The following is a 21700-nucleotide window of genomic DNA, read 5'->3' as shown; positions in this document are numbered from 1 at the left end:
GTTAATTTTATATTCATTCCCTAATTCAATCAATCCCTTATTCACTAATTGCCTTATAACACTGATATTCGCTTAATTATAGATTCGGTACCGGCAATAACGCGAATAAAATAAAATCCCCTGTTTAGTTTGTTGTTTAATTGGCGGCTCAAAATTTGCTCGCCCGGATCAACTCTTTGAGAAAACAAAGTTATAACATCATTACCTAATACATCAACCATTTTTATGGTTACGTTAGTATTCCTGGATATCATGTATTTTAAGTTGATCTGATCTGTTATAGGGTTAGGGTAAACCTCAACATTGCTTAAAAGTTTGTCATCCAGCCGGGGCACATTCACCTTTGTGGTCGAATAAATTCCCGGCTTTATAGGTGGAATAGATAAAGACAGGATGCCTTTTTTAGGTTTTTTCTTGCTAAAAAAATAGTTGGTAGTATCGTGTTGGGGTAATATAGCCGCTGCAGCAAAGGCATAGTTCATGAATATTGCTATCGCAATTATTATTATCCATGAATTGGTGTAAGTAAAAATTCGCCGCATGTTTTAGTAATCTGTACAAAAGTATAAATAAACCAGCCATCAATAGCAATATTGATGCTTTTGTTACTTGTTTTAACAAAATTTAACAAACCTTGTTCTAAGTTAACGATTTGTTTAGTTATACGTTTATATGATTTTTAAGTTGCAACCCAAAAATTTTAATATTTTTGTGCGTTTTAAATAAATATTAGTGTCAAATCATAAAGATCTGCAAAAACTGACAGGCGCAGGCCTCCTCATCAGTTTAGGAATAATTTATGGGGATATAGGTACATCTCCATTATATGTTTTCAAAGCAATTGTTGGTACCCAACGTATTTCTGATATTTTAATCCTTGGAGGGGTTTCCTGTATTTTCTGGACGCTTACCCTGCAAACTACTTTAAAATATGTAGTAATAACCTTGCGTGCCGATAATAAAGGCGAGGGTGGCATTTTCTCCCTGTTCTCTTTAGTACGCCGTAAGGCAAAGTGGCTTATAATACCGGCTGTGGTTGGTGGCTGCGCTTTGCTTGCCGATGGTATTATTACACCACCTATTACAATATCAGCAGCTATTGAAGGTTTACACACCTATTATCCGCATTTACATACTGTGCCGATAGTTATTATAATTATAGCCGCACTCTTTATTATACAGCAGTTTGGTACATCATTAGTAGGTAAGGCTTTTGGACCAATAATGTTTATATGGTTTACTATGATGGGCCTATTAGGTGTGTTTTTTGTAGCTCAGGCTCCGTCTGTAATAAGAGCTTTAAATCCATATTATGCTTATGAACTTTTAAGCAGTAACCCCAATGCTTTCGCCATTTTAGGTGCTGTATTTTTATGTACTACAGGAGCCGAAGCTTTATATTCGGATCTTGGGCATTGCGGCCGTTTAAATATTCAAATAAGCTGGATATATGTTAAAACCTGCTTAGTTATTAATTACCTGGGCCAGGCAGTTTGGTTATTACAACGTAGCGGGCAAATAGTTAACCTTAACCTGCAAAACCCCTTTTATAAAATAATGCCGGAGTGGTTTCTGATGTATGGCATAGGTATAGCAACTGTGGCTGCTATTATTGCCAGCCAGGCGCTTATATCGGGTTCATTTACACTAATTGCCGAAGCAGTAAGATTAAATTTATGGCCCAAGGTTAGAATAAATTACCCAACCGAGCAAAAGGGACAGCTATATGTGCCGAGCGTTAACTGGCTGCTATGTGCCGGCTGTATTGGTGTAGTATTATTATTTAAACATTCAGACAAGATGGAGGCGGCTTACGGCTTAAGTATTACCGTAGCCATGCTGATGACCACCATATTAGTATCTAAATTCCTGAAACGTAAAAAACTGCCGGATTATATTGTAAATACCTTCCTTATAATGTACTTGTTAATTGAAGGTACTTTCTTGTGGGGTAACCTTGGTAAATTTGTTGATGGTGGCTGGTTCACCCTATCAATAGGCTCATTCCTGTTCTCTATTATGTGGAGCTGGCATACGGCCCGTAAAATCAGGAACCGTTATGTTAAATTTATTGAGATAGAAGATTATTACGGCATAATTAAAGAATTAAGCGATGATGAAACGGTGCCCAAATACGCGTCGCAGCTTGTTTATTTAACCAGCGCTAATTTTAATTCGGAGGTTGAATCTAAAATAGTTTATTCCATTTTGCAGAAGCAGCCAAAGCGTGCCGATGTTTACTGGCTGGTACATGTTGATGTTATGGATGAGCCTTATAAAAAGGAATATGAAGTAGATGTGTTGGTACCCAATAAGCTAATAAGAATAGATTTTAAACTGGGTTTCCGTATTGAGCAGCAAATAAATTTATTGTTTAGAAGAGTAGTTGAGGATTTGGTTAAAAATGGCGAAGTTGATATTACCAGCAGTTATAAATCATTAAACAAGCATAAAATTGTAGGCGATTTTAGGTTTGTTGTTATTGAAAAAGTGCTTTCCCGTTCGCATAACCTGTCGTTTTATGAGAGTTTTATTATGGCTTTTTATGGCTATTTAAAAAAGGTCAGCTTATCAGAAGAACGTGGCTTCGGGCTTGATCTGAGTTTTGTTACTATAGAGAAAGTTCCGCTGATGCTGGCCGCCCCGGAAACCGTAGAAATTAACCGCGTTAAATAATTATTAAAAACAATTTAAGATAATATTACTTCAATATTAATACAGATTGTAAAAATAAGTTTGTAATCTACATCGTTATAATATGAAGAGGATATTAGTTGCATTATTTTGTATTATTTCGTATCAGGCCAATGCGCAAAAAATTGGAGATACTATTAAAAAGGATCTTTTAACTGCTCCTGACACAGTAAAGCATTTACACAGTAAAGCATGGGCGCTTATACCTCCGGCCGGCTTGGTTGCCTATGGCGCTCTTTCATTTGTATTTCATCCTATTCGCCAATTAGATTACTCCATTCATACTGAGATTGCCAAAACTGATCCTAATTTCCACACGGTGACAGAAAGCTATTTCCAGTTTGCTCCTATCATAATAGTTTATGGCTTAAATCTCGTAGGCGTTTCTGGTAAAAACACTTTTATTGACCGTACCGCTTTGCTTGGCCTATCAGCCGGAATATTAGGTGTAACTGGTTATGCTACCAAACATCTAACCCATCGCTTACGGCCCAATAATGAGGATTATTTATCTTTTCCATCCGGGCATACGGCCACCGCGTTTATGGCGGCTGAGTTTATGGCGCAGGAGTACTCGGGCAAATCAACCGTATATGGTATCATTGGCTATACGTTTGCTGCTACTACAGGCGTATTTAGGCTCTATAACCGCGATCATTGGTTTAGTGATGTTGTTGCAGGCGCCGGTTATGGTATCCTTTCAACTAAATTGTCTTATTTGGTATATCCCTATATCCGAAATTGGTTAACACATACCGACGGTAAAACCGGCAAAAAAGTTATGGTTATGCCCACCTACCAGGATGGTACAGGGGTATTATCATTTGCTATGGATTTATAAAACGCCCTTTCGAGCAACCATATTTGCGTTTGCAAATAACCGCATTGAAAACAACACTAAATTATCTGTTTGAAAATCATTCTTAGCACAAGCTTTCGCGTGGTATAAACTTTGGGCATCTGATATAATGGCGGCATTATATTGTCAGTGATTTTGTTCATCTTGTTTCATCCTTGCTTAAAATCAGTAATTTATAATTATTTGATTATCAATAAGGAAACTTAAAATCATACCTAAAAATACTGACGAATAAGTTGTTACATTTTGTTTCATCACTTTTTCGCAATTGTCTCATAAGCAATTAATTAACCAAAAATCTTGTTTCACTTGTTTCATTTGTTTCACCCTCGCGTGAAACAAACAGACAGCATTTTTGTCATTGGCAGATCTTATCGTATACCTATACAATTGCTTGTTTAGTTATAACGGCCCTTGCGTTGCTGGTCTTCCAAAAACCAGGATACAAATATTTTTTGTTCTGTTCTTACTGAATATATACCGGGGATGTTTTTTAAATAGCGGTCATCATAATATATAAAATGCTCAAACCCCAGGCTTATGTTTTTTGCTACCTGTATGGTAATTCTGGGCTTTAAAATGCTTATATTATTATTGCCGGGAGTACCAACATAGGTATGAAGAAAGAAATAATAATATATAAAAGATGCGCTGAAAGCTTTCCCTACATTAAGCGTAGTTTCAAATTTAGCCTCCAGTCCATTATTATACGTATAATCTCTAACTTGTGATGTATCAGGGCCAAAGCGTGTACTATTGCCGGCCAAAGGCACTAAAGCAAAATGTGCATTTGTATAAAGATTTACAGTTTTACTAATTGGATATTTGGTAAATACACCGCCGCCAATACCAAGTGCCCCTAATTCAAAGGTTTTATTATCCCAGTAATCATCATATTGGAAAAGGCCATATAATACAGAGAATTTACCATAATCAGTTTTAACACCTGTATTATCGCCCAATAAAATCCCATAACCGGTAAGGTTATCTAAAAGCTTTCTTCCAGATCCGAAACTAAATTCTGTACGCAGTCTGAAAAAATCAAAAGGTTTGCGGTAACGCTCTTCAAACGGGTTTCCATAATCAAACTGCACATTTATTAAGGCCTCGTTAGGTCCCTTGCCAAATATTGTTTTATTATCATTATTTATTTTATGTATCCCTGCAAATATGGTAATATTAAGAGGTTCTTTTTGATATACCTCCTTCGTAGTTCTCCTAAAAGATTTTCCCTGTAACAACCTGTTAAGGCCGCGGACAGGATCAACCAACCCGGCTGCTATTTCACGAAAAACCCTTTCACTTCCCCTGGTACGGTCATCTAAAATATTTGAACTTAAGCGGTAAAATATTTCCCCAAGAAATGCTCCGTTAACGGGAGTGTTAATGATGTCATTATAGGATGGGCGCGAATTTTCACCAAAATACTCCCACATTAAGCTACCGGCAACGGCAAAGGGAATAGATTGAATATAATTATATCCCTGCGAACGGGCTGCATTAAAATACATTGAACCTGTATAAGGATGGCCTATAAAGTTTATACCGAACCTGTCGGCGTCCCATTCCCAGCCTTTTTGTATATTATACTTCCAGGTTGTTGGGCCTATGTGCGAAAAATCCTCGTTAAGCACAAGTCTGTCTAATGACCATGTAAATACATTAATACCTACAACCTGGACAAGAGGTTTCCACAACGGATATTTTTTATTAAAGTTTTTATCATCATTTAAAAGATCGCCATACTTATTTTTAATAGTAGTATCAATAAGCGGGCTTTTTTTAGGTTCATTACCTATGGAGTCGGTAATTGTTTTTTTTGCTGCCTTAATATCTTTCAGCTGTTCTTTGACAGGGCCATTGCCTGGTTTAATTGTATCTATGGGTGTAGCGCTCTGTGCAAATACACAGGATGACGAAATTATTAGTAAACTAAAAAGGGCTAAAATTTTTAGTTGTTTAGCTATATTAAAATTAAAGGATAAGAATAAAACAGATAATGCTACGGAAAAAAGAAAGTACAAACTTGTCATAAATAGGGTATAAAAGTTATAAACTACAACTGATAATACACCTAAGTGTTTTAATTAATATGTAATATATCGTTATTTTAAAATTGCTATTTATACCTGATCTTATAGATCAAAATTATCCCTGCAAATAAAAAGGTTACTGCATTGGCCAGCGCCACCGGCAGGCTGGGGCTAAGAATGCCATATATTAACCACAAAAAAGTGCCCGTAGTAAATACTGCATACATTGATAATGATATACCCGAGGTATCTTTAGTGCGAATAGTTTTAACCGCCTGCGGCAGAAAAGAAACTGTAGTGCTAAACGCGGCCATTAAACCAATAATTTCAATATAGTTCATGCTGATTTAACTATATGCTTCCTTGCCAAGCTTGCTGTTTTTGTAACTATAAGTAAAGTAAACAATCAAGCCTATAATAAGCCATATTATAAAGCGCAACCAGTTGGTTGTGCCTAACTCCGTCATTAAATAAAAACAGGATATTAACCCAAGTACCGGTATTAAAGAAAAGTTTTTAATAAAGCCTGCTACTGTAATAGCTAAAACAAGTAAAGTGAAAGCAAAATAAGGTATCCTTTCATGCAACACTGCCGCTTTTGATAAATTTGGCTGGCCCGCATCTATAAGACCAAAGAAATTTTTAAAGAAATAAGGAAATTGTATTTGTACAAATATAACAGCAGCTACCAAAATTAAAGGAACAAGGTATTTTCCGTTGATATAAGGCACTCTGAATTTACCTGAATGCTTATCTGTACGTGGCAGTATTAAAATGCCCCCGCATACCAATACAAACGCAAACAGGGTGCCAATACTGCATAGGTCGGTTACTATTGCCGAGTCGAGAAAAAGAGATGGAATGCCTACTACCAAACCGGTAATTATTGTTGCAAATGATGGTGTATGATATTTGGGGTGTAATTTTGAAAACCGGGGTGGTAATAAGCCGTCGCGGCTCATGCTCATCCAAATACGCGGCTGCCCTATCTGGAATACCAGCAGTACCGATGTGGTTGCCACAACCGCGCTTAACGCTATAATACCGCCAAATATATTTAAGCCGCGTTCGTTAAAGGCGTTAGCCAAAAAATCGCTGGTATTAAGTTTTGAATAGTTAACCATGCCGGTAAGCACAAGCGCTATTAAAATATATAATATGGTACAAATTATCAGGGAGTAAAACATGCCTCGTGGTAAATCTCTTTGCGGGTTTTTACATTCTTCGGCAGTGGTTGATATGGCATCAAAGCCAATATAGGCAAAAAATACCGCCGAAACCCCCTTCATTACACCGGCAAATTTATTAGGTAAAAATGGTACCCAGTTTGCAGGGTTTACATAATAAAAACCTACCGCAATTACAGCAACAACTACTAATAATTTAAACAATACCATGAGGTTGCTGGCTCGCCTTGATTCTTTAATGCCAACATAAACCAGGTAGGTAATAAAAACAGTAATAGCTAAGGCAGGAATATTTATAATAAAAGGGACTGAACCAATGTGCGGCGCGTTGATCCAGATATTGTGCAGGTTTAAAAAATCTGCTGCGCCAGCCATATCATGACTGGCTATTTTTTCTAAATACCGGGTATTCCCATTTTTTACTTCGAAAAAGCTGGTGCATAAAAAGTCTGGAATATGCAGGCCAATATTATGCAAAAAGCTGGTGAGGTTACCAGACCATGAAATAGCTACTGTAATATTACCTACCGCATATTCCATTACCAGGTCCCAGCCAATTATCCAGGCAATTATTTCGCCAAACGCGGCATATGAATAGGTATAAGCACTGCCCGACATTGGGATACGTGAAGCAAATTCTGCATAGCAAAGTGCCGAAAAAGCGCAAGCGACGGCGCATATCATAAATAAAAAAATAACGCCCGGGCCACCGTCAAAGCAGGCTTTGCCTACCGTGCTAAAAATACCGGCGCCTATAACGGCGGCAATACCAAGCGCAGTAAGGTCGCGCACACCCAAAACTTTATTTAATGATACTCCGTGGCCATCATCAAGGCCGGCGTGAGCATCTGCAACTATTTTTTCAATTGATTTTTTGCGGAATAGATTTCTTGCCATTTAAATTTATTGTCCTGAAACCAAACATAGCCATTTTTTTGCAGTGATATAAGTATATGCTTACTTTGCACCCATGAATATCAGAATAAAGGCTATTTTATACAAAGTAAGATTCTTTTTTATCCCCTATCTTATCCTGATAGCTATTTGTTTAATTATTAAGCTCACCTATAGTCGGGAAGAAATTTATTATGCCATAAACGAAAAATTTACTGATTTTGGCGATTGGGTAGCCCCTTATGTTACTGACCTGGGTAATGGCTGGACAACAATTGTACTGGCAGTTATTTTGCTTTTTTTTAGCTACCGAAAGGCTTTTTTACTGGCAGGCGCTTATGCCATTACATCCATATCGGCACAAATAATTAAGCATATTGTTAATGCGCCCAGGCCCAAGCTATATTTTCACGATCAGCTTTTGCGTATACATTTTGTTAAGGGTATTGATCAGTTGAGTTTAGGGAGTTTCCCCTCCGGCCATACTGTAACGGCTTTTTCAACAGCCTTGCTGCTGGCTTACTGGTGTAAAAATAAGCTATGGGCATTGACCTTATTATTAATTGCCATATTAGTTGGCTATTCGCGAATGTACCTGAGTCAGCATTTTTTTGAAGATGTAACCGCCGGTTCGGCAATAGGTGTGGTACTTACCATTTTCTGGATATACTGGGCCGAAAATCGCGAATTTTTAAAGTCCCCTAAATGGAATAGGGGACTGTTAAAGCGTTCAAAATTATTATAAATCTAATCTTCTCTTTTTTTGGATAAATAAGATTATAGTGATGATTATCAGTAATCCACCGCCGCCAAACAAACCTATTTTTATTACCGGCGACATGCCTTTAGCATTTGATAAGTATTGGTCATTACGCTGAAGCATCGGCGATAGCTTGATAGAACTAACAAAAGCTTTCAATTCACCTTTAACCACCTCACCTCTGCTTTCGGGATATACATACTCAAAAGTATAAGTAGCGCCTGTAGTATAAAGTAATATAAAATTTCTAAGTTCAACATCGCCTTGTCCGTTATCAGTTTGCAACGTAAATGTTTTGGCTTTTAAAGTGCCTATAGTAGTGTCACGAACATTTTGCGCGCTCGAACCGTCATCGGATTGAACCTGTATCCCTTTAATATAGTCTAATAAAACCTTATTAAGGTCTTCCTCCATTTTTAATGGTTCATTGTTTTTGGCGTTAACTGCCCTTATAACAGCCATATAGCCATACAGGCCATTTGCCGAAAAAGTTTGTTGCCCTAAAGTGTCTTTTTTATGATAGGCGCGAGGTAAAGAAACAGTAACCAAGCTGTCAATTTTTACCGGTTTTAATACCTGGCTAAATACAGGTAACGCCAGAAATAATAATATTGCAGAATTTAAAAATATCTTTTTCATAGCTATATATGCCCTAAAACCGTACCAAAGTTTTGCTTTAAGGTCATTTTAACGTAGACTTACGAAGTTTTAAAAACTTCGTAAGTCTTAAAATATTTTTATAGCTTCTCTATCTCCGCTTTAACAAAAGCAGCCAATTCTTTTACATAAGCGGCACTAAAATCAAACTTGATCCCGGCGGTTTCATAAATTTCTTTGATGGTTTTGGTGTATCCTAATTTTAAAGCATCCAGATATTGCTGCAGGGCTTTTTCGGGATTTTCTTTATAGTTTTTCCAAACGGCGATGGCGCCCAATTGGGCCATGCCGTATTCAATATAATAAAACGGAATTTCGAATATATGCAACTGCTTTTGCCATAAATTAGCCTCGGCTTCTTCTAAGCCGCTCCAGCTGGCAAAACCTGCACCAAAAGGTTCGTAAATCTTTAACCAGGCTTCGGCACGTTCTGACGCCAGATGATCGGGGTTAGTATATATCCAATGTTGGAACTGGTCTACCACGGCTACCCATGGCAACGTTTTTAACACATCAACCAATTGATCACGTTTGGCACGTTTTAGATCTTCCTCGTTATCAAAAAACACATCCCAGTTATCCATGGATATTAACTCCATAGACATTGAAGCCAACTCTGCAACTTCCGACGGGCAATGTTTAAAATCGTTCAGCTCCAGATCGGCAGTTAAAAAGGTGTGAACCGCGTGGCCGCCTTCATGAACCATAGTGGTAAGGTCACGAAATGTATTGGCCGAATTCATAAAAATAAACGGCGCGCCGGTTTCTGATAGGGGGTAGTTATAACCGCCCGGTGCTTTGCCTTTACGGCTCTCTACATCAAACAGGTTATTATCTTTCATGATCTCCAACCGCTCACCCAAATAGCGGTTGATATTGCTAAAGCATTGGATAGATTTTTCTATCAGGTCCTCACCACTGTTAAACGGTTTTAAGGCAGGTTTGCCTGAGGTGTTCACATCCATATCCCATGGTCTTAGTTCGTTTAAACCAAGCGCTTGTTTGCGTTGTCCGGCTTGTTCGCGCAGTATGGGTACAATCTCCAGTTCAATAGCTTCATGAAAAGCGTAGCAATCCTGCGGGGTATAATCAAAACGGCCCAGTGCCTGGAACATATAATCCCTGAAGTTTTCAAAACCTGCATTAAGGGCCACTTTATGCCGTAAAACGCGCAGATGATCAAACAGGTCATTCAGCTTGTCTTTTTCCTGCAGGCGACGGGCGGTTATCTTCTCCCAAACTTCCCGGCGCTTGCTGCGGTCGGTATCTTTTAAAAATACGGATGCCTGCTCTAAAGTATATTCCTTATCGCCGATATGAACAGACAGCGAGCCGCTGATAGATTGGTACTTTTGCTGCTCAACCTGTATTTCTGTTTGGATAGGGATATTTTCCTCCCTGAATAGCTCCAGCGATTTTTTGATGCCGCGCAGGTAAACAAAGTATTTGTTTTTATCCAGTTGGTCAATAAACTTGCTGTTAACCAGTTTTTTGTTGAGCTCGTTGCTGTAAGGCGCGGCCTTGGGTTCAATTTCGGTAGCGAAATATTGAAAGTTTGCCAGCAGTTCCTCATTGTTAGTATCGCAGGTCATGCGGATATAGCGCCAGGCAAAATCTTCTTCCAGGGCGGCTTCCAGTTCGCTGCGGTCATGCAGCCAGTGTTCCAGTTCCTCAACAGAATTGATAGATCTGTTTACTAAATCTTTATAAAGTGGTTCGAGCGTTTCCCATTTTATTTCAAGGTCGGCAGGTATATAGGTGCGTGTTTTTTTGTGGATCATGATGTTTTGATATGCAAATGTGCAGATATACAAATATGCAGATTAGTAAGGAAGTGAGGAAGAGCGAAAGTCTGAAAGATGTAAAACTATTAAGTGTAGGTGTATACGGTAAGTGTATACACCATATACACCCGTATACACTGACAAAATAGTGTCAGTAATTTATTAAAGCCGTATACCAAATATCAAACCATGCAGCAACAACGTCCTGTCCAGCAAAAACAAAACAGCAAACACTACGCTGGCTAAACCATTAGTAGTCATAAAGGCAAAATTTACCCGGCTTAGGTCATTTGGTTTAACTAATCTATGCTGATAAGTAAGCATAATGCAGAAAAATATTATCCCCACATAATACAGCAAACCAACGGCAGTATAAAAAACCGGCAATACAATAAATATGGCCGATAGCACATGTAAAAAAGTAGACAACCGTAAAGCATTAACCTTACCCAAATAAGCAGGGATAGAATGCAGGTTTTCGCTGCGGTCAAAATCTTCATCTTGCAGGGCATAGATAATATCGAACCCGCTAACCCAGCATAGTACGGCTAATGAGAAAAATATTGGCAGCAAAGCAAACTCACCCGTAACCACCAAATAAGCGCCAATAGGGGCAAGCGATAGTCCCAGGCCCAAAACCAAATGACAAAGCGCCGTAAAACGTTTGGTAGCACTGTAGCCCAAAACTACAATCAATGCCACCGGCGACAGGTAAAAGCAAAGCGGGTTAATAAACCATGTAGTGCCAACAAACAGTAGACAGTTTATCAGCGTAAATATTAATGCCGATGCCGCGCTGATGCGACCGGCGGGTATATCGCGCACTTTAGTACGCGGGTTTTTTGCATCAATATTCCTGTCCAGGTAGCGGTTAAACGCCATGGCCGAGTTACGCGCAAACACCATACACAAAACCATCATCAGCAGTTTTTGCCACTCAAAAGTGTGTTGTGTTGTAGTTACCGCCAAAAAAAAGCCGATAAAGGCAAACGGCATAGCAAATATGGTGTGCGAGAAGGTTACTAATGATAGATATTTTTTCATGTATGTTTCAATAATAATAATTAAAATAAACCGCCCGTCATTGCGAGGAACGAAGCAATCTCTACATAAGCTAATCAATATCCGCAACGTCGGCTATAAGATAAGTGCCAAAAAATAACATTTATCATAATGACTGTCTGGCTTAGAGATTGCTTCGTTCCTCGCAATGACGCTTAGTTTATTGTCTTTTTATTATTTCTCTTTACTCAAAGCTTTTATAATCCGGCACTTCAAACGTCTGATTTATCCCTCCAATAAACCCTAATATTTCATCGCGGCCACTGTGCAGCTCGGCTGATGTGATAAAGTATTGCGGTATCTCTTCAAATGTTTCGCCTAATGCTTTTTTAAATTTAGCAACATTTTGATCTGTTTTTAGGCCCGATTGTTTATCGGCTTTAGTAAATACCAACACAAACGACAGGCCCTTTTCGCCCAACCAGTTACAAAATTCCAGATCTATTTTTTGCGGCTCAAGGCGACTGTCTATCAGCACCATTACGCATTGCAGGCTTTCGCGCTTATCTAAATATGTTTGGATAAACTTATTCCACTCGGCTTTTTTGGTTTTTGACGCGCGCGCATAACCATAGCCGGGCAGATCCACAATATACCAGTTATCGTTTATCAAAAAATGGTTTATCAGCTGGGTTTTACCCGGCGTTTGCGATGTTTTAGCCAATCCTTTTTTAGCCACCAGCATATTTATTAACGAAGACTTACCCACATTAGAGCGGCCAATAAAAGCATATTCGGGCTTTACCGGCGGCGGAAGCTTTGAAATTTGGGTGTTGCTGCAAATAAATTCGGCAGATTTTACGATCATGGGGGCAAAGATAGTGATTAGAGATTAGTTGATTGGAGATTGGTTATTAAAGATTAAAGATTAGAGATTAGAGATTAGAGATTAGAGATTAGAAAAACATTATGTTAAGTGGCCTGTCTCTTTTGACAGTTCTATTATAATTTAACCGGCCTAATCTCTAATTAACTAATCTCTAATCACTAATTTCGTAAATGAACGATTATAAAATACCCGCGCAAACCCGTATAGGGCATGTGCATTTAAAAGTAAGCGACATCCAAAAATCATTAGATTTTTATTGCGGTTTACTGGGTTTCGAAAAAATGGTAATGTACGGCGACCAGGCAGCATTTATATCAGCCGGGGGATATCATCATCATATCGGCTTAAATACCTGGCAAAGCAAGGGCGCGCCGCCCGCGCCGGAGTATGCGCCGGGATTGTTTCATACAGCAATATTATATCCCGAACGCAAGGATCTTGCCGTAATTTTACAACGATTAATCGATGCCAAATATACCATAACCGGCGCGTCGGATCATGGCGTATCAGAAGCCATATATTTAGACGACCCCGACCGTAACGGCGTTGAGCTTTATTGGGATCGTCCCCGCGAGGAATGGCCGAAAGATGAAAATGGCGATTTGACCATGTATACCCGCAGGCTGGATATTGAAGGATTATTGGCGTTGGCTAAATAATTATCTTTGCCAAATTATGACTGCTTTGTTAAGACCTGTTCAATTTAAAGATAATGTTGAATTAGCCCGTATTATCCGTGACGTTTTTGAAGAATTTGATGCGCCTAAGGAAGGCTCGGTTTATTCAGACGATCATACCGACCATTTATTTGAATTGTTTAACGATACACCCGGCAGCTGCTATTTTGTAGCCGAAGAGGATGGTGTATTATTAGGCGGTTGCGGCGTTTTCCCTACAGAAGGTTTGCCCAATGGTTATGCCGAATTAGTGAAGCTTTACTTATCAGCAGCTACCCGCGGCAAAGGCATTGGCAAAATGCTGATGGAAAAATGCTTTGAGGCAGCTGTAGGATTAGGGTATACCCACTTGTACCTGGAATCCTTTCCTCAATTTGCTAAAGCGGTAAGTATGTATGAGGGGATGGGTTGCGTAAGGATAGATCAGCCGTTAGGTAACTCCGGGCATTTTGCCTGTACCATTTGGTTGGTGAAAGAGTTATAAAGACCGCTTATACTATCAGCATAATCAAACCATCAACTTAATCAGTGGTTCATACAAATAAATTATCTTTGCCTTTACTATATGAGCAAAACCATCACCCCGTACCACGATAACCAGGGCACCAAGAAAGAGCAGGTGGCCGATATGTTTAATAATATATCAAAAACGTATGATTTTCTGAACCATTTTATGTCGTTGGGTATTGATATTATCTGGCGCAAAAAGGCTATCAATGAGCTAAAGAAAGATCAGCCTAAACTAATACTGGATGTAGCCACCGGTACCGGCGATTTTGCTTTCGAGGCCCTATCAATACTAAACCCCGAAAAAATTATTGGTGTTGATATTTCACAGGGGATGCTTGACATCGCCAAACAAAAAATAGCTAAGCGAAATTTAGGCGATAAATTTGAAGTTAAACTGGGCGATTCGGAAAAACTGCCTTTTGAAGCTGATGAGTTCGACGCGGTAACCGTTGCGTACGGTGTGCGTAATTTTGAAAATTTAGAATTGGGCCTTGCCGATATTAACCGTGTTTTAAAACCGGGGGGTAAAGCCGTGGTGCTTGAGTTTTCTAAACCCAAAGTTTTCCCGGTAAAGCAGTTATATAAGTTTTACTTTAATTATATAACCCCCGGTATTGGCAAGCTTTTTTCTAAAGACTCAAGAGCTTACTCTTATTTGCCAGAGTCGGTAGCTGCTTTTCCGGATGGGAAGGACTTTATTGCCCTAATGGATAGGGTGGGCTTTAAACATACCAAATGCAGGCCTTTAGCGTTTGGTATCTGTTCAATATATACAGGCGTTAAATGATTAAACTGCGATACCTGCTAATTGTATTATTCCTTTTTTGCTGCAATTGCCTGTTTGCGCAATCTGTACCGGCATGGGGCGGCGGTGCCGACCAAAGCGACCAAAGCTTTGGTTTTACTTTTAGTTATATAAGCAGTTATTATAAAATTGATAAGAATGCCGACTGGCGCAAGCCTTTTATTGATAATGAAGGCACTAAAGTAACCGACTCTTTAAGAAGCATCAATTCGCCCAACGCGCAGGGTTTTGCGGTTGGTTTTCTTTCGCGCTACAATATTACCGATCATTTGGAAGCCAGAATAGCCCCATCATTGATATTTGCCGACCGTAGCCTGAATTATATATATAATACATCTTCGTTAAATACAATCAAGTCGGTACAGTCTACCATGATTGATATACCCATATCATTAAAGCTAAAGTCAGACCGTTTGGGCGATTTTAGGGCTTATGTTATGGGGGGTGTTAAGTATTCGCAAAACATTGGTTCAAGATCAAACCCTAATGCTAATGTAGCACAGCTGGATAAGGTGATTAGAAATGTGAGTGGTTTTGCCTCGTACGAGGTGGGCATAGGGTGTGATATTTATTTCGAGTTTTTTAAACTATCGCCCGAGATAAAGCTATCAAACTCATTCGGGGATGTATTGCTGCATGAAAATAGCGCATTTTCCAACCCTATAAACAGATTATCATTACATACACTGATGTTTACGCTGTACTTTGAGTAGGGGCGATATACACGCCTCAGTGGAATAGGAATTGTAGAAATTTGTTTATATTTGATAAAAACATTGTATGCCAGTTGCACTCAATAATACCCAATTGGAAATCCTGAAATTGTTTAGGAACGATCAGCCGGAAGAAGAGCTTCAGGAGATCAGGTCATTACTTATTGCATATCTTGCTAATAAAGTAACCTTAGAAGCCGATAATGCATTTCACGAAAAAGGTTATACTTCTGCCATTTTTGAAAAATGGAAACAGGAACATTTTCGGAAAACAGCTTAACAAATGACTGTTGTAATAGACTGCAATATTTTTGTTATGTGTCTTACATCCAGTTCACCGACAGGCTGCATATATTGTTACAGAGGATAAGCATTTTGATGTGTTGAAAGATATTCCTTTTCCTTCAGTTACAACAATCACAATAGACCAGTTTGTAAAAATTCTTCAATCTGCCTGACCCGGCGAGTACACCCCTGATATAAATACTTAACCTGTTTACTTTCTTTTAATACAGAAAAACCTCTAATTCCCAACGAAAAAGTATAATTTCGCAGTGGATTTTATATTTGTTTATGGCTAAAATTGCATTAATTACCGGGGCCACAGCAGGAATTGGCGAGGCCTGTGCAAACTTGTTTGCACGCGAAAATTATAACCTTATACTTACTGGCAGGCGGCTTGACAGGTTGGAGAAATTGGCAGCACATCTCAATAAAAAATATAATACAGAAGTAGCTGTTTGCGCGTTTGATGTGCGCGACCGTGAGCAGGTAATTACTAACCTGGATAATCTGCCGGCAAAATGGAAAAAGGTTAACGTACTGATAAATAATGCCGGCCTTAGCCAAGGGCTTGACCCTATACAAAATGGCAGCCTGGATGATTGGGATACCATGATAGATACCAACGTTAAAGGCCTGCTATATGTTAGCAAGGTGGTATCAAACTGGATGATAACTAATGGCACGGGCCATATTGTAAATATAGGATCAATAGCCGGTAAAGAAGTTTATCCTAATGGGAATGTGTATTGTGCAACTAAACATGCCGTTGATGCGTTGAACAAGGGTATGCGTATTGATTTGGTGTCGCACGGTATTAAAGTTACCGCGGTGCATCCCGGAGCTGCCGAAACTGAGTTTTCAGAAGTCAGGTTTCATGGCGATAAGGAACGGGCAAAAAAAGTTTATGATGGTTTTGAGCCATTGGTAGCCGCGGATGTTGCCGAAAGTATATGGTTTGTGGTAACCCGCCCTGCGCATGTTAACATTAATGAGCTAACCATTATGCCAACCGCGCAAGCCAGTGCTACAGTAATTTTTAGAAAGTGATGAGGATATGCAAATGTGCGGATATGCAGATGTGCAAATGAATAAATAAAAATGATAAGTACAGATTTGCAAATAAAATCATTCACTCAATCCATAATTCACTAATTAAAAAGATGGCATTAATAACACTAATAGATCAGGATATAAAATTGGCTATGCTGGCCAGGCAGGCAGACCGTTTACGCGGGCTGCGTGCAATAAAATCTGCTTTGCTGGTTGCAAAAACAGAAAAAGGAGCAGCAGAAGAGTTAACCCCTGAAGCAGAGATCAAGGTGTTGCAGAAATTGGTAAAGCAACGCAAAGAATCTGCGGATATTTATAAAGCGCAAAATCGTGTTGATCTTTACCAGATAGAAATTGCCGAAATGGAGGTTATTGAACCTTATTTGCCACAACAAATGAGCAGGTTTGAAATTGAAGGCTTTATACAAGAGTTAATAACCAGGATTGGCGCCACATCAATACAGGATATGGGCCGTGTAATGGGTATGGCTAATAAAGAGCTTGCCGGGCAGGCAGATGGCAAAACAATATCAGAGATTGTAAAACAATTGTTAGGATAATTTATTTGATATAATTGTTGCAGGTAAACCGCAATAAACTATTTTTAAAACTTAAACATTACAAATTTATATATGGGTTTCGTGCTTAAAGAGGAACGTGGTTTTAGTTACATCGATGAGGGCGAGGGCGAAGTGCTGTTGTTGCTGCACGGTTTAATGGGCGGCTTAAGTAACTGGGAAGAGGTTATTGAAGAATTTAGTAAAAAGTACCGGGTAATTTTACCTATGCTGCCGGTATATGATTTGCCTGTAATAACTACGGGAGTAAAAACTTTATCAAAACATGTACATAAATTTATAAAGTTTAAAAAGTTAGAAAATGTTGTTTTGCTGGGTAACTCGTTAGGCGGGCATGTTGGTTTAATATATGTACTTGCACATGCCGAAAAGGTAAAAGCTTTAGTATTAACCGGAAGCTCGGGTTTATACGAAAATGCTTTTGGCGGATCTTTTCCGCGCCGGGAAAGTATTGAGTTTGTAAAAGAAAAGGTAGAATACACCTTTTATGACCCTAAAATTGCTTCGCCCGAATTAATTGACGAAGTTTATAAATTAGTTAATGACCGCCATAGTGTAATAAGGTTATTAGCTATGGCAAAATCGGCCATACGCCATAACATGAAAAAGGACCTGAATAAAATACGCGTCCCGGTATCATTAATATGGGGTAAAAACGATAAAATTACACCGCCGGAAGTTGCTGATGAGTTTCATCAGTTGCTGCCCGACTCTGAATTACACTGGATCGATAATTGCGGGCATGCGCCAATGATGGAACATCCGCAGGAATTTAACCGGTTGTTAAAAGGATTTTTAGACAAAATAAAAGCATAATATGTTTGCAGTTGAACTGATAGCTAATGCCATACCACCGGTACATACTTCTGATAGCGTGCAGAAAGTGTTAGACCGCATGGTTGAGTTTCGCGTGCGCCATCTGCCAATTGTAAACGAAGAACAGTTTTTGGGGCTGCTTTCAGAAAACGACATTTTACCCGAAATTGATATCCAAACACCAATTGGTGCGCTGGCACTATCATTAGTTAACCCATACGTGCGTGAGGACCAACATATATATGATGTTATCCGCCTGTTTTATGAGCAGCGGTTAACCGTTGTACCGGTGCTTGATATCAAAAAGAACTACCTTGGCCTTATACCTATTAATGCCATGAATGAATATTTTGCAACTATAACATCGGTTTCACAACCCGGTGGTATAATTATGTTGGATATCGATAATAAAAATAACTCGCTGGCGCACATGGCGCAAATTGTAGAGTCTGACAATGCGCAGATATTGAGTTCGTATGTTCGCACCTTCCCTGATTCAACCAGGATGGAGGTTACACTAAAAGTAAACAAGCAGGATATCTCTAATATAATTGCTACCTTTTTGCGTTATGAGTACAACGTAAAAGCCACCTTTAACCATAGCAGCAATAATAACGGAGCAATGGATCGGTATGATTCATTAATGAATTACTTAAACCTTTAAGTTCATTAGCTCATTAGTTCATTTGTAAATAGTTCATTATCTTAACATATAAACTAAAATACATTCCTAATAACAGTGCACCAATAAACTAATGAACCACTGAACCAATGAACGCATGAGAATAGCAGTATACGGCAGACAGTTTAATGACCAGGCAGTAATTCCCTTTATACAACACGTATTTGATAATTTGTCTCAGCATGGTGTAGAAATTTATGTTCATCACCAGTTAAATAACTACTTATCAGGTAAAATAAATACAGTAACCTATAATGTGCTTAATGAAGGCGAACAAATAAAGGGCTTTATTGATGTGTTTATTACACTTGGCGGCGATGGTACCTTGCTGGATATGGTAAGCGTTATAAGCGATTCGGGCGTTCCGGTAATAGGTATTAATTTTGGGAGGCTTGGCTTTTTGGCGAGTGTAAATAAAAGCGATATTGCCGCAGCCATATACGCGGTTGTAAACAATCAGTTTACGCTTGATAGCCGGGGATTACTAAGTGTTGATTCTGAACTTAATATTCTGGGCAAGGATAATTTTGCCTTAAATGATATCACTATCCATAAGCGGGATGATTCGGCAATGATAACTACCCACATGTTTTTGGATGGCGAATTTTTAAATTCGTACTGGGGCGATGGTATCATTATAGCAACTGCAACAGGCTCAACAGCTTATTCATTAAGTTGCGGCGGACCAATTATTTTTCCGGAATCAAACAGCATAGTGGTAACACCGGTTTCGCCTCATAACTTAAACGTGCGGCCAATTGTATTGCCCGATACTTGTAAGCTATCTTTCGAAGTAGAATTTCGCAGTTCTAATTATCTTTTATCATGCGATTCAAGAACAGTTATAGTAAATAAACCCATAAAATTCGAGGTACATAAGGCAGGTTTTGAATTAAATCTGGTGCGGTTAAGTAATGAAAGCTATTTATCTACGTTAAGAAACAAATTATTGTGGGGCCTTGATGCACGCAATTATTAAATTTTGATGGATGGCCAAATATTTAGCAATTATACTTCTGATCTTATTTTGCTATAATGTACGGGCACAATCCTGGGAAGTGGGCGGGTTTGCAGGCGGCTCAGGCTATATGGGCGATCTGAACCCGAATAACCCGCTTAAAGTTTCCGGCATAGCGGCAGGCGGTTTTATAAAGCGCAACATTAATGGCTATGTGTCAATAAGGGCAGGATATACTTATGGCAAAATCAGCGCTGCCGATAGTACCTCAGGGGGCAATCAGCAGTTTCGTGATCGTAACCTTAGCTTTACTACCCGGCTAAGTGAGATAAGTTTAACCGGCGAATTTAATTTTTTGAAATACATACCATCGGTTAGTCATGATATATATACACCTTTTATTTATGCAGGTATAGGCTATACAGCTTATAATCCGCAGGCTAATTACCAGGGTAAAACATATGATTTGCGGCCCTTAACCACCGAAGGGCAAAGTACACCCTATCCAAACTCGACCATAGTTGCGCCTTTTGGCGTTGGTATTAAGTATAATGTTGCAGGCAGGTTAAGTTTAATAGCTGATTTGGGTTACCGCGTTGCTTTTACAGATTATTTGGATGATGTAAGTGGGGTATATGTTGATAAAAGCAACCTATCCGGAGTTGTGGCAAAGGCCTTGTCTGATCGGTCCGGAGAAAAAACAGGTATTTATACCGGATCTGCCGGGACACAACGCGGTGATTTAAGAAAGCGTGACACTTACTTATTTGTGGGTTTTTCCATATCATATACTTTTATTACCCCAAAATGTTATTTTTAAGCAACGCTCTTTAGTTTATTTCATTACTAACGTGGCAGTTTTGTCATAAGTAAAAGAACGACAAAGCAATAGCAAATGAAAAATCAAAACCACCAATTGTAGGCGCAAACTTTCTTTTCATCAGCATACTAAAAAAGTACAAAGGAAGTTTTACCTTTGTCACCTGAAAAATTGGGCATTATTTACCAAAAGCATAATTATCGGGCGTGTTATTGACTAATAGTTTTTGATAAAAAAGTACGCTTATAAGCTTATTAAGGCTTATTGATGGGTAAAAGAAAATGAGTTATAAGGATAAGATTGATTTGTTAAAGTTACCGCAGCACATAGCCATTATAATGGATGGTAATGGCCGGTGGGCTAAAGATAAAGGCAAATTAAGAATATTTGGTCATCATAGCGGTGTGCTTTCTGTAAGAGACGTGGTTGAAGGCGCGGTTGACGTGGGTATTAAATATCTTACCCTATACACTTTTTCTTCCGAAAACTGGAATCGCCCAAAGCTTGAAGTTATGGACATTATGGAATTAATGGTGAACACCAGACATAAAGAGATAAAAAACTTTATGTAAAAAAATGTGCGTTTAAACGCCATTGGCGATCTAAGTATGCTACCAAAAAAATGTTTTGATGAACTTAATAACGCTATTAAAACAACATCGGGCAATACCGGCCTTGTGCTTACGCTGGCATTAAGCTATAGCTCGCGGCGCGAAATTGTACAAGCTGCAAAAAACATAGCCATTAAAGTGCAAAGTGGCGATATTAATATAAATGATATTGACGAAGAACTTTTTGAAAATAACTTATACACCGGCGATATGCCTGATCCGGAATTATTGATCAGGACAAGCGGCGAATTTCGCATAAGTAATTACTTGCTTTGGCAAATTGCCTATGCTGAATTGTATTTTACACCAAAGTTATGGCCGGATTTCCGTAAGGAAGATTTGTATGAAGCCATACTGGATTATCAAAAGCGCGAGCGCAGATTTGGTATGACAAGCGAGCAAGTCAACTAAATTTTTTCTTTTAACACTTTTTAAC

General features: G+C 38.9%; 22 protein-coding genes and 1 pseudogene. 15 read left to right on the top strand and 8 right to left on the bottom strand.

What is annotated here, in order from left to right:
* Positions 1-53: 53 nt before the first annotated feature.
* Positions 54-542 carry a T9SS type A sorting domain-containing protein gene (locus JWR23_RS11340; protein WP_299516166.1) on the bottom strand — a complete coding sequence of 163 codons (489 nt, stop codon included), beginning with the start codon at positions 540-542 and terminating at the stop codon, positions 54-56.
* 190 nt (positions 543-732) lie between these two features.
* On the opposite strand from JWR23_RS11340, the gene JWR23_RS11335 reads away from it, so the two are divergent.
* A complete protein-coding gene (locus JWR23_RS11335) occupies positions 733-2676 on the top strand; it encodes a KUP/HAK/KT family potassium transporter (RefSeq protein WP_299516164.1) in 1944 nt (647 codons plus the stop codon).
* A gap of 82 nt (positions 2677-2758) precedes the next feature.
* Positions 2759-3535 (top strand): phosphatase PAP2 family protein, encoded by a 777-nt coding sequence (locus JWR23_RS11330; protein WP_299516162.1) that lies wholly within the window; start codon positions 2759-2761, stop codon positions 3533-3535.
* Between the two features lie 416 nt (positions 3536-3951).
* Here JWR23_RS11330 and JWR23_RS11325 read toward each other — a convergent pair whose 3' ends face one another.
* The 3 genes from JWR23_RS11325 to JWR23_RS11315 all read right to left on the bottom strand — a co-directional run bounded on the left by JWR23_RS11325 (position 3952) and on the right by JWR23_RS11315 (position 7670).
* Positions 3952-5586, bottom strand: a complete 1635-nt coding sequence (locus tag JWR23_RS11325; RefSeq protein WP_299516160.1) for a DUF3943 domain-containing protein — start codon at positions 5584-5586, stop codon at positions 3952-3954.
* Between the two features lie 86 nt (positions 5587-5672).
* Positions 5673-5927 (bottom strand): SemiSWEET transporter, encoded by a 255-nt coding sequence (locus tag JWR23_RS11320; RefSeq protein ID WP_299516158.1) that lies wholly within the window; start codon positions 5925-5927, stop codon positions 5673-5675.
* A 6-nt stretch (positions 5928-5933) separates the two neighbouring features.
* On the bottom strand, positions 5934-7670 hold the full coding sequence (locus tag JWR23_RS11315) for an amino acid permease (RefSeq protein ID WP_299516156.1): 1737 nt from the start codon (positions 7668-7670) through the stop codon (positions 5934-5936).
* 73 nt (positions 7671-7743) lie between these two features.
* On the opposite strand from JWR23_RS11315, the gene JWR23_RS11310 reads away from it, so the two are divergent.
* The gene (locus tag JWR23_RS11310) at positions 7744-8412 is read left to right on the top strand and encodes a phosphatase PAP2 family protein (RefSeq protein ID WP_299516154.1); all 669 of its coding nucleotides are present in this window, start codon (positions 7744-7746) and stop codon (positions 8410-8412) included.
* Here the strand turns inward: JWR23_RS11310 and JWR23_RS11305 are convergent.
* From JWR23_RS11305 to yihA, 4 genes are all read right to left on the bottom strand, one after another.
* Entirely contained in the window at positions 8407-9066 is a 660-nt protein-coding gene (locus tag JWR23_RS11305; RefSeq protein WP_299516153.1) for a hypothetical protein, read from the bottom strand. The genes JWR23_RS11310 and JWR23_RS11305 overlap by 6 nt on opposite strands.
* A gap of 98 nt (positions 9067-9164) precedes the next feature.
* A complete protein-coding gene (locus JWR23_RS11300) occupies positions 9165-10865 on the bottom strand; it encodes a M3 family oligoendopeptidase (RefSeq protein WP_299516152.1) in 1701 nt (566 codons plus the stop codon).
* A gap of 165 nt (positions 10866-11030) precedes the next feature.
* Positions 11031-11912: a UbiA-like polyprenyltransferase gene (locus tag JWR23_RS11295; RefSeq protein ID WP_299516150.1), complete on the bottom strand. Its 882-nt coding sequence runs from the start codon at positions 11910-11912 to the stop codon at positions 11031-11033.
* A 202-nt stretch (positions 11913-12114) separates the two neighbouring features.
* Positions 12115-12738 carry a ribosome biogenesis GTP-binding protein YihA/YsxC gene (gene yihA / locus JWR23_RS11290; RefSeq protein WP_299516149.1) on the bottom strand — a complete coding sequence of 208 codons (624 nt, stop codon included), beginning with the start codon at positions 12736-12738 and terminating at the stop codon, positions 12115-12117.
* A gap of 191 nt (positions 12739-12929) precedes the next feature.
* On the opposite strand from yihA, the gene JWR23_RS11285 reads away from it, so the two are divergent.
* From JWR23_RS11285 to JWR23_RS11230, 12 genes and pseudogenes are all read left to right on the top strand, one after another.
* Entirely contained in the window at positions 12930-13418 is a 489-nt protein-coding gene (locus JWR23_RS11285; protein ID WP_299516148.1) for a VOC family protein, read from the top strand.
* 16 nt (positions 13419-13434) lie between these two features.
* Positions 13435-13920, top strand: coding sequence for a GNAT family N-acetyltransferase (locus JWR23_RS11280; protein ID WP_299516147.1), 486 nt, complete (start codon positions 13435-13437; stop codon positions 13918-13920).
* Positions 13921-14001: 81 nt separating this feature from the next.
* Positions 14002-14733, top strand: coding sequence for a bifunctional demethylmenaquinone methyltransferase/2-methoxy-6-polyprenyl-1,4-benzoquinol methylase UbiE (gene ubiE / locus JWR23_RS11275; protein WP_299516146.1), 732 nt, complete (start codon positions 14002-14004; stop codon positions 14731-14733).
* Positions 14730-15464 carry an outer membrane beta-barrel protein gene (locus tag JWR23_RS11270; protein ID WP_299516145.1) on the top strand — a complete coding sequence of 245 codons (735 nt, stop codon included), beginning with the start codon at positions 14730-14732 and terminating at the stop codon, positions 15462-15464. The genes ubiE and JWR23_RS11270 overlap by 4 nt, the downstream gene beginning before the upstream one ends.
* Positions 15465-15531: 67 nt before the next feature.
* Positions 15532-15744, top strand: coding sequence for a hypothetical protein (locus JWR23_RS11265; protein WP_299499699.1), 213 nt, complete (start codon positions 15532-15534; stop codon positions 15742-15744).
* Between the two features lie 293 nt (positions 15745-16037).
* Entirely contained in the window at positions 16038-16796 is a 759-nt protein-coding gene (locus tag JWR23_RS11260) for an SDR family oxidoreductase (protein ID WP_299516143.1), read from the top strand.
* A gap of 113 nt (positions 16797-16909) precedes the next feature.
* Positions 16910-17359, top strand: a complete 450-nt coding sequence (locus JWR23_RS11255) for a GatB/YqeY domain-containing protein (RefSeq protein WP_299516142.1) — start codon at positions 16910-16912, stop codon at positions 17357-17359.
* Positions 17360-17431: 72 nt separating this feature from the next.
* Positions 17432-18193: an alpha/beta hydrolase gene (locus tag JWR23_RS11250; RefSeq protein WP_299516141.1), complete on the top strand. Its 762-nt coding sequence runs from the start codon at positions 17432-17434 to the stop codon at positions 18191-18193.
* A 1-nt stretch (position 18194) separates the two neighbouring features.
* Positions 18195-18857, top strand: coding sequence for a CBS domain-containing protein (locus tag JWR23_RS11245; RefSeq protein ID WP_299516140.1), 663 nt, complete (start codon positions 18195-18197; stop codon positions 18855-18857).
* Between the two features lie 115 nt (positions 18858-18972).
* Positions 18973-19854, top strand: coding sequence for an NAD kinase (locus tag JWR23_RS11240; protein ID WP_299516139.1), 882 nt, complete (start codon positions 18973-18975; stop codon positions 19852-19854).
* Positions 19855-19864: 10 nt separating this feature from the next.
* Positions 19865-20653, top strand: a complete 789-nt coding sequence (locus tag JWR23_RS11235; protein WP_299516137.1) for a DUF6089 family protein — start codon at positions 19865-19867, stop codon at positions 20651-20653.
* Between the two features lie 281 nt (positions 20654-20934).
* Positions 20935-21675 (top strand): annotated as a pseudogene (locus JWR23_RS11230) (isoprenyl transferase).
* Positions 21676-21700: the final 25 nt, after the last annotated feature.

The organism is Mucilaginibacter sp., assembly GCF_028288205.1.
GTDB lineage: Bacteria > Bacteroidota > Bacteroidia > Sphingobacteriales > Sphingobacteriaceae > Mucilaginibacter.
This window is presented reverse-complemented; position numbering and strand designations above follow the sequence as displayed.

Excerpts from the sequence above, each read along its gene's own strand:
- JWR23_RS11330 (WP_299516162.1), top strand. The coding sequence starts at position 2,759 with ATGAAGAGGATATTAGTTGCATTATTTTGTATTATTTCGTATCAGGCC.
- yihA (WP_299516149.1), bottom strand. The coding sequence starts at position 12,738 with ATGATCGTAAAATCTGCCGAATTTATTTGCAGCAACACCCAAATTTCA.
- JWR23_RS11320 (WP_299516158.1), bottom strand. The coding sequence starts at position 5,927 with ATGAACTATATTGAAATTATTGGTTTAATGGCCGCGTTTAGCACTACA.
- JWR23_RS11260 (WP_299516143.1), top strand. The coding sequence starts at position 16,038 with ATGGCTAAAATTGCATTAATTACCGGGGCCACAGCAGGAATTGGCGAG.
- JWR23_RS11315 (WP_299516156.1), bottom strand. The coding sequence starts at position 7,670 with ATGGCAAGAAATCTATTCCGCAAAAAATCAATTGAAAAAATAGTTGCA.
- JWR23_RS11250 (WP_299516141.1), top strand. The coding sequence starts at position 17,432 with ATGGGTTTCGTGCTTAAAGAGGAACGTGGTTTTAGTTACATCGATGAG.
- JWR23_RS11235 (WP_299516137.1), top strand. The coding sequence starts at position 19,865 with ATGGCCAAATATTTAGCAATTATACTTCTGATCTTATTTTGCTATAAT.
- JWR23_RS11265 (WP_299499699.1), top strand. The coding sequence starts at position 15,532 with ATGCCAGTTGCACTCAATAATACCCAATTGGAAATCCTGAAATTGTTT.
- JWR23_RS11255 (WP_299516142.1), top strand. The coding sequence starts at position 16,910 with ATGGCATTAATAACACTAATAGATCAGGATATAAAATTGGCTATGCTG.
- JWR23_RS11300 (WP_299516152.1), bottom strand. The coding sequence starts at position 10,865 with ATGATCCACAAAAAAACACGCACCTATATACCTGCCGACCTTGAAATA.
- JWR23_RS11310 (WP_299516154.1), top strand. The coding sequence starts at position 7,744 with ATGAATATCAGAATAAAGGCTATTTTATACAAAGTAAGATTCTTTTTT.
- JWR23_RS11305 (WP_299516153.1), bottom strand. The coding sequence starts at position 9,066 with ATGAAAAAGATATTTTTAAATTCTGCAATATTATTATTTCTGGCGTTA.
- JWR23_RS11240 (WP_299516139.1), top strand. The coding sequence starts at position 18,973 with ATGAGAATAGCAGTATACGGCAGACAGTTTAATGACCAGGCAGTAATT.
- JWR23_RS11325 (WP_299516160.1), bottom strand. The coding sequence starts at position 5,586 with ATGACAAGTTTGTACTTTCTTTTTTCCGTAGCATTATCTGTTTTATTC.
- JWR23_RS11245 (WP_299516140.1), top strand. The coding sequence starts at position 18,195 with ATGTTTGCAGTTGAACTGATAGCTAATGCCATACCACCGGTACATACT.
- JWR23_RS11280 (WP_299516147.1), top strand. The coding sequence starts at position 13,435 with ATGACTGCTTTGTTAAGACCTGTTCAATTTAAAGATAATGTTGAATTA.
- JWR23_RS11270 (WP_299516145.1), top strand. The coding sequence starts at position 14,730 with ATGATTAAACTGCGATACCTGCTAATTGTATTATTCCTTTTTTGCTGC.
- JWR23_RS11340 (WP_299516166.1), bottom strand. The coding sequence starts at position 542 with ATGCGGCGAATTTTTACTTACACCAATTCATGGATAATAATAATTGCG.
- ubiE (WP_299516146.1), top strand. The coding sequence starts at position 14,002 with ATGAGCAAAACCATCACCCCGTACCACGATAACCAGGGCACCAAGAAA.
- JWR23_RS11295 (WP_299516150.1), bottom strand. The coding sequence starts at position 11,912 with ATGAAAAAATATCTATCATTAGTAACCTTCTCGCACACCATATTTGCT.
- JWR23_RS11285 (WP_299516148.1), top strand. The coding sequence starts at position 12,930 with ATGAACGATTATAAAATACCCGCGCAAACCCGTATAGGGCATGTGCAT.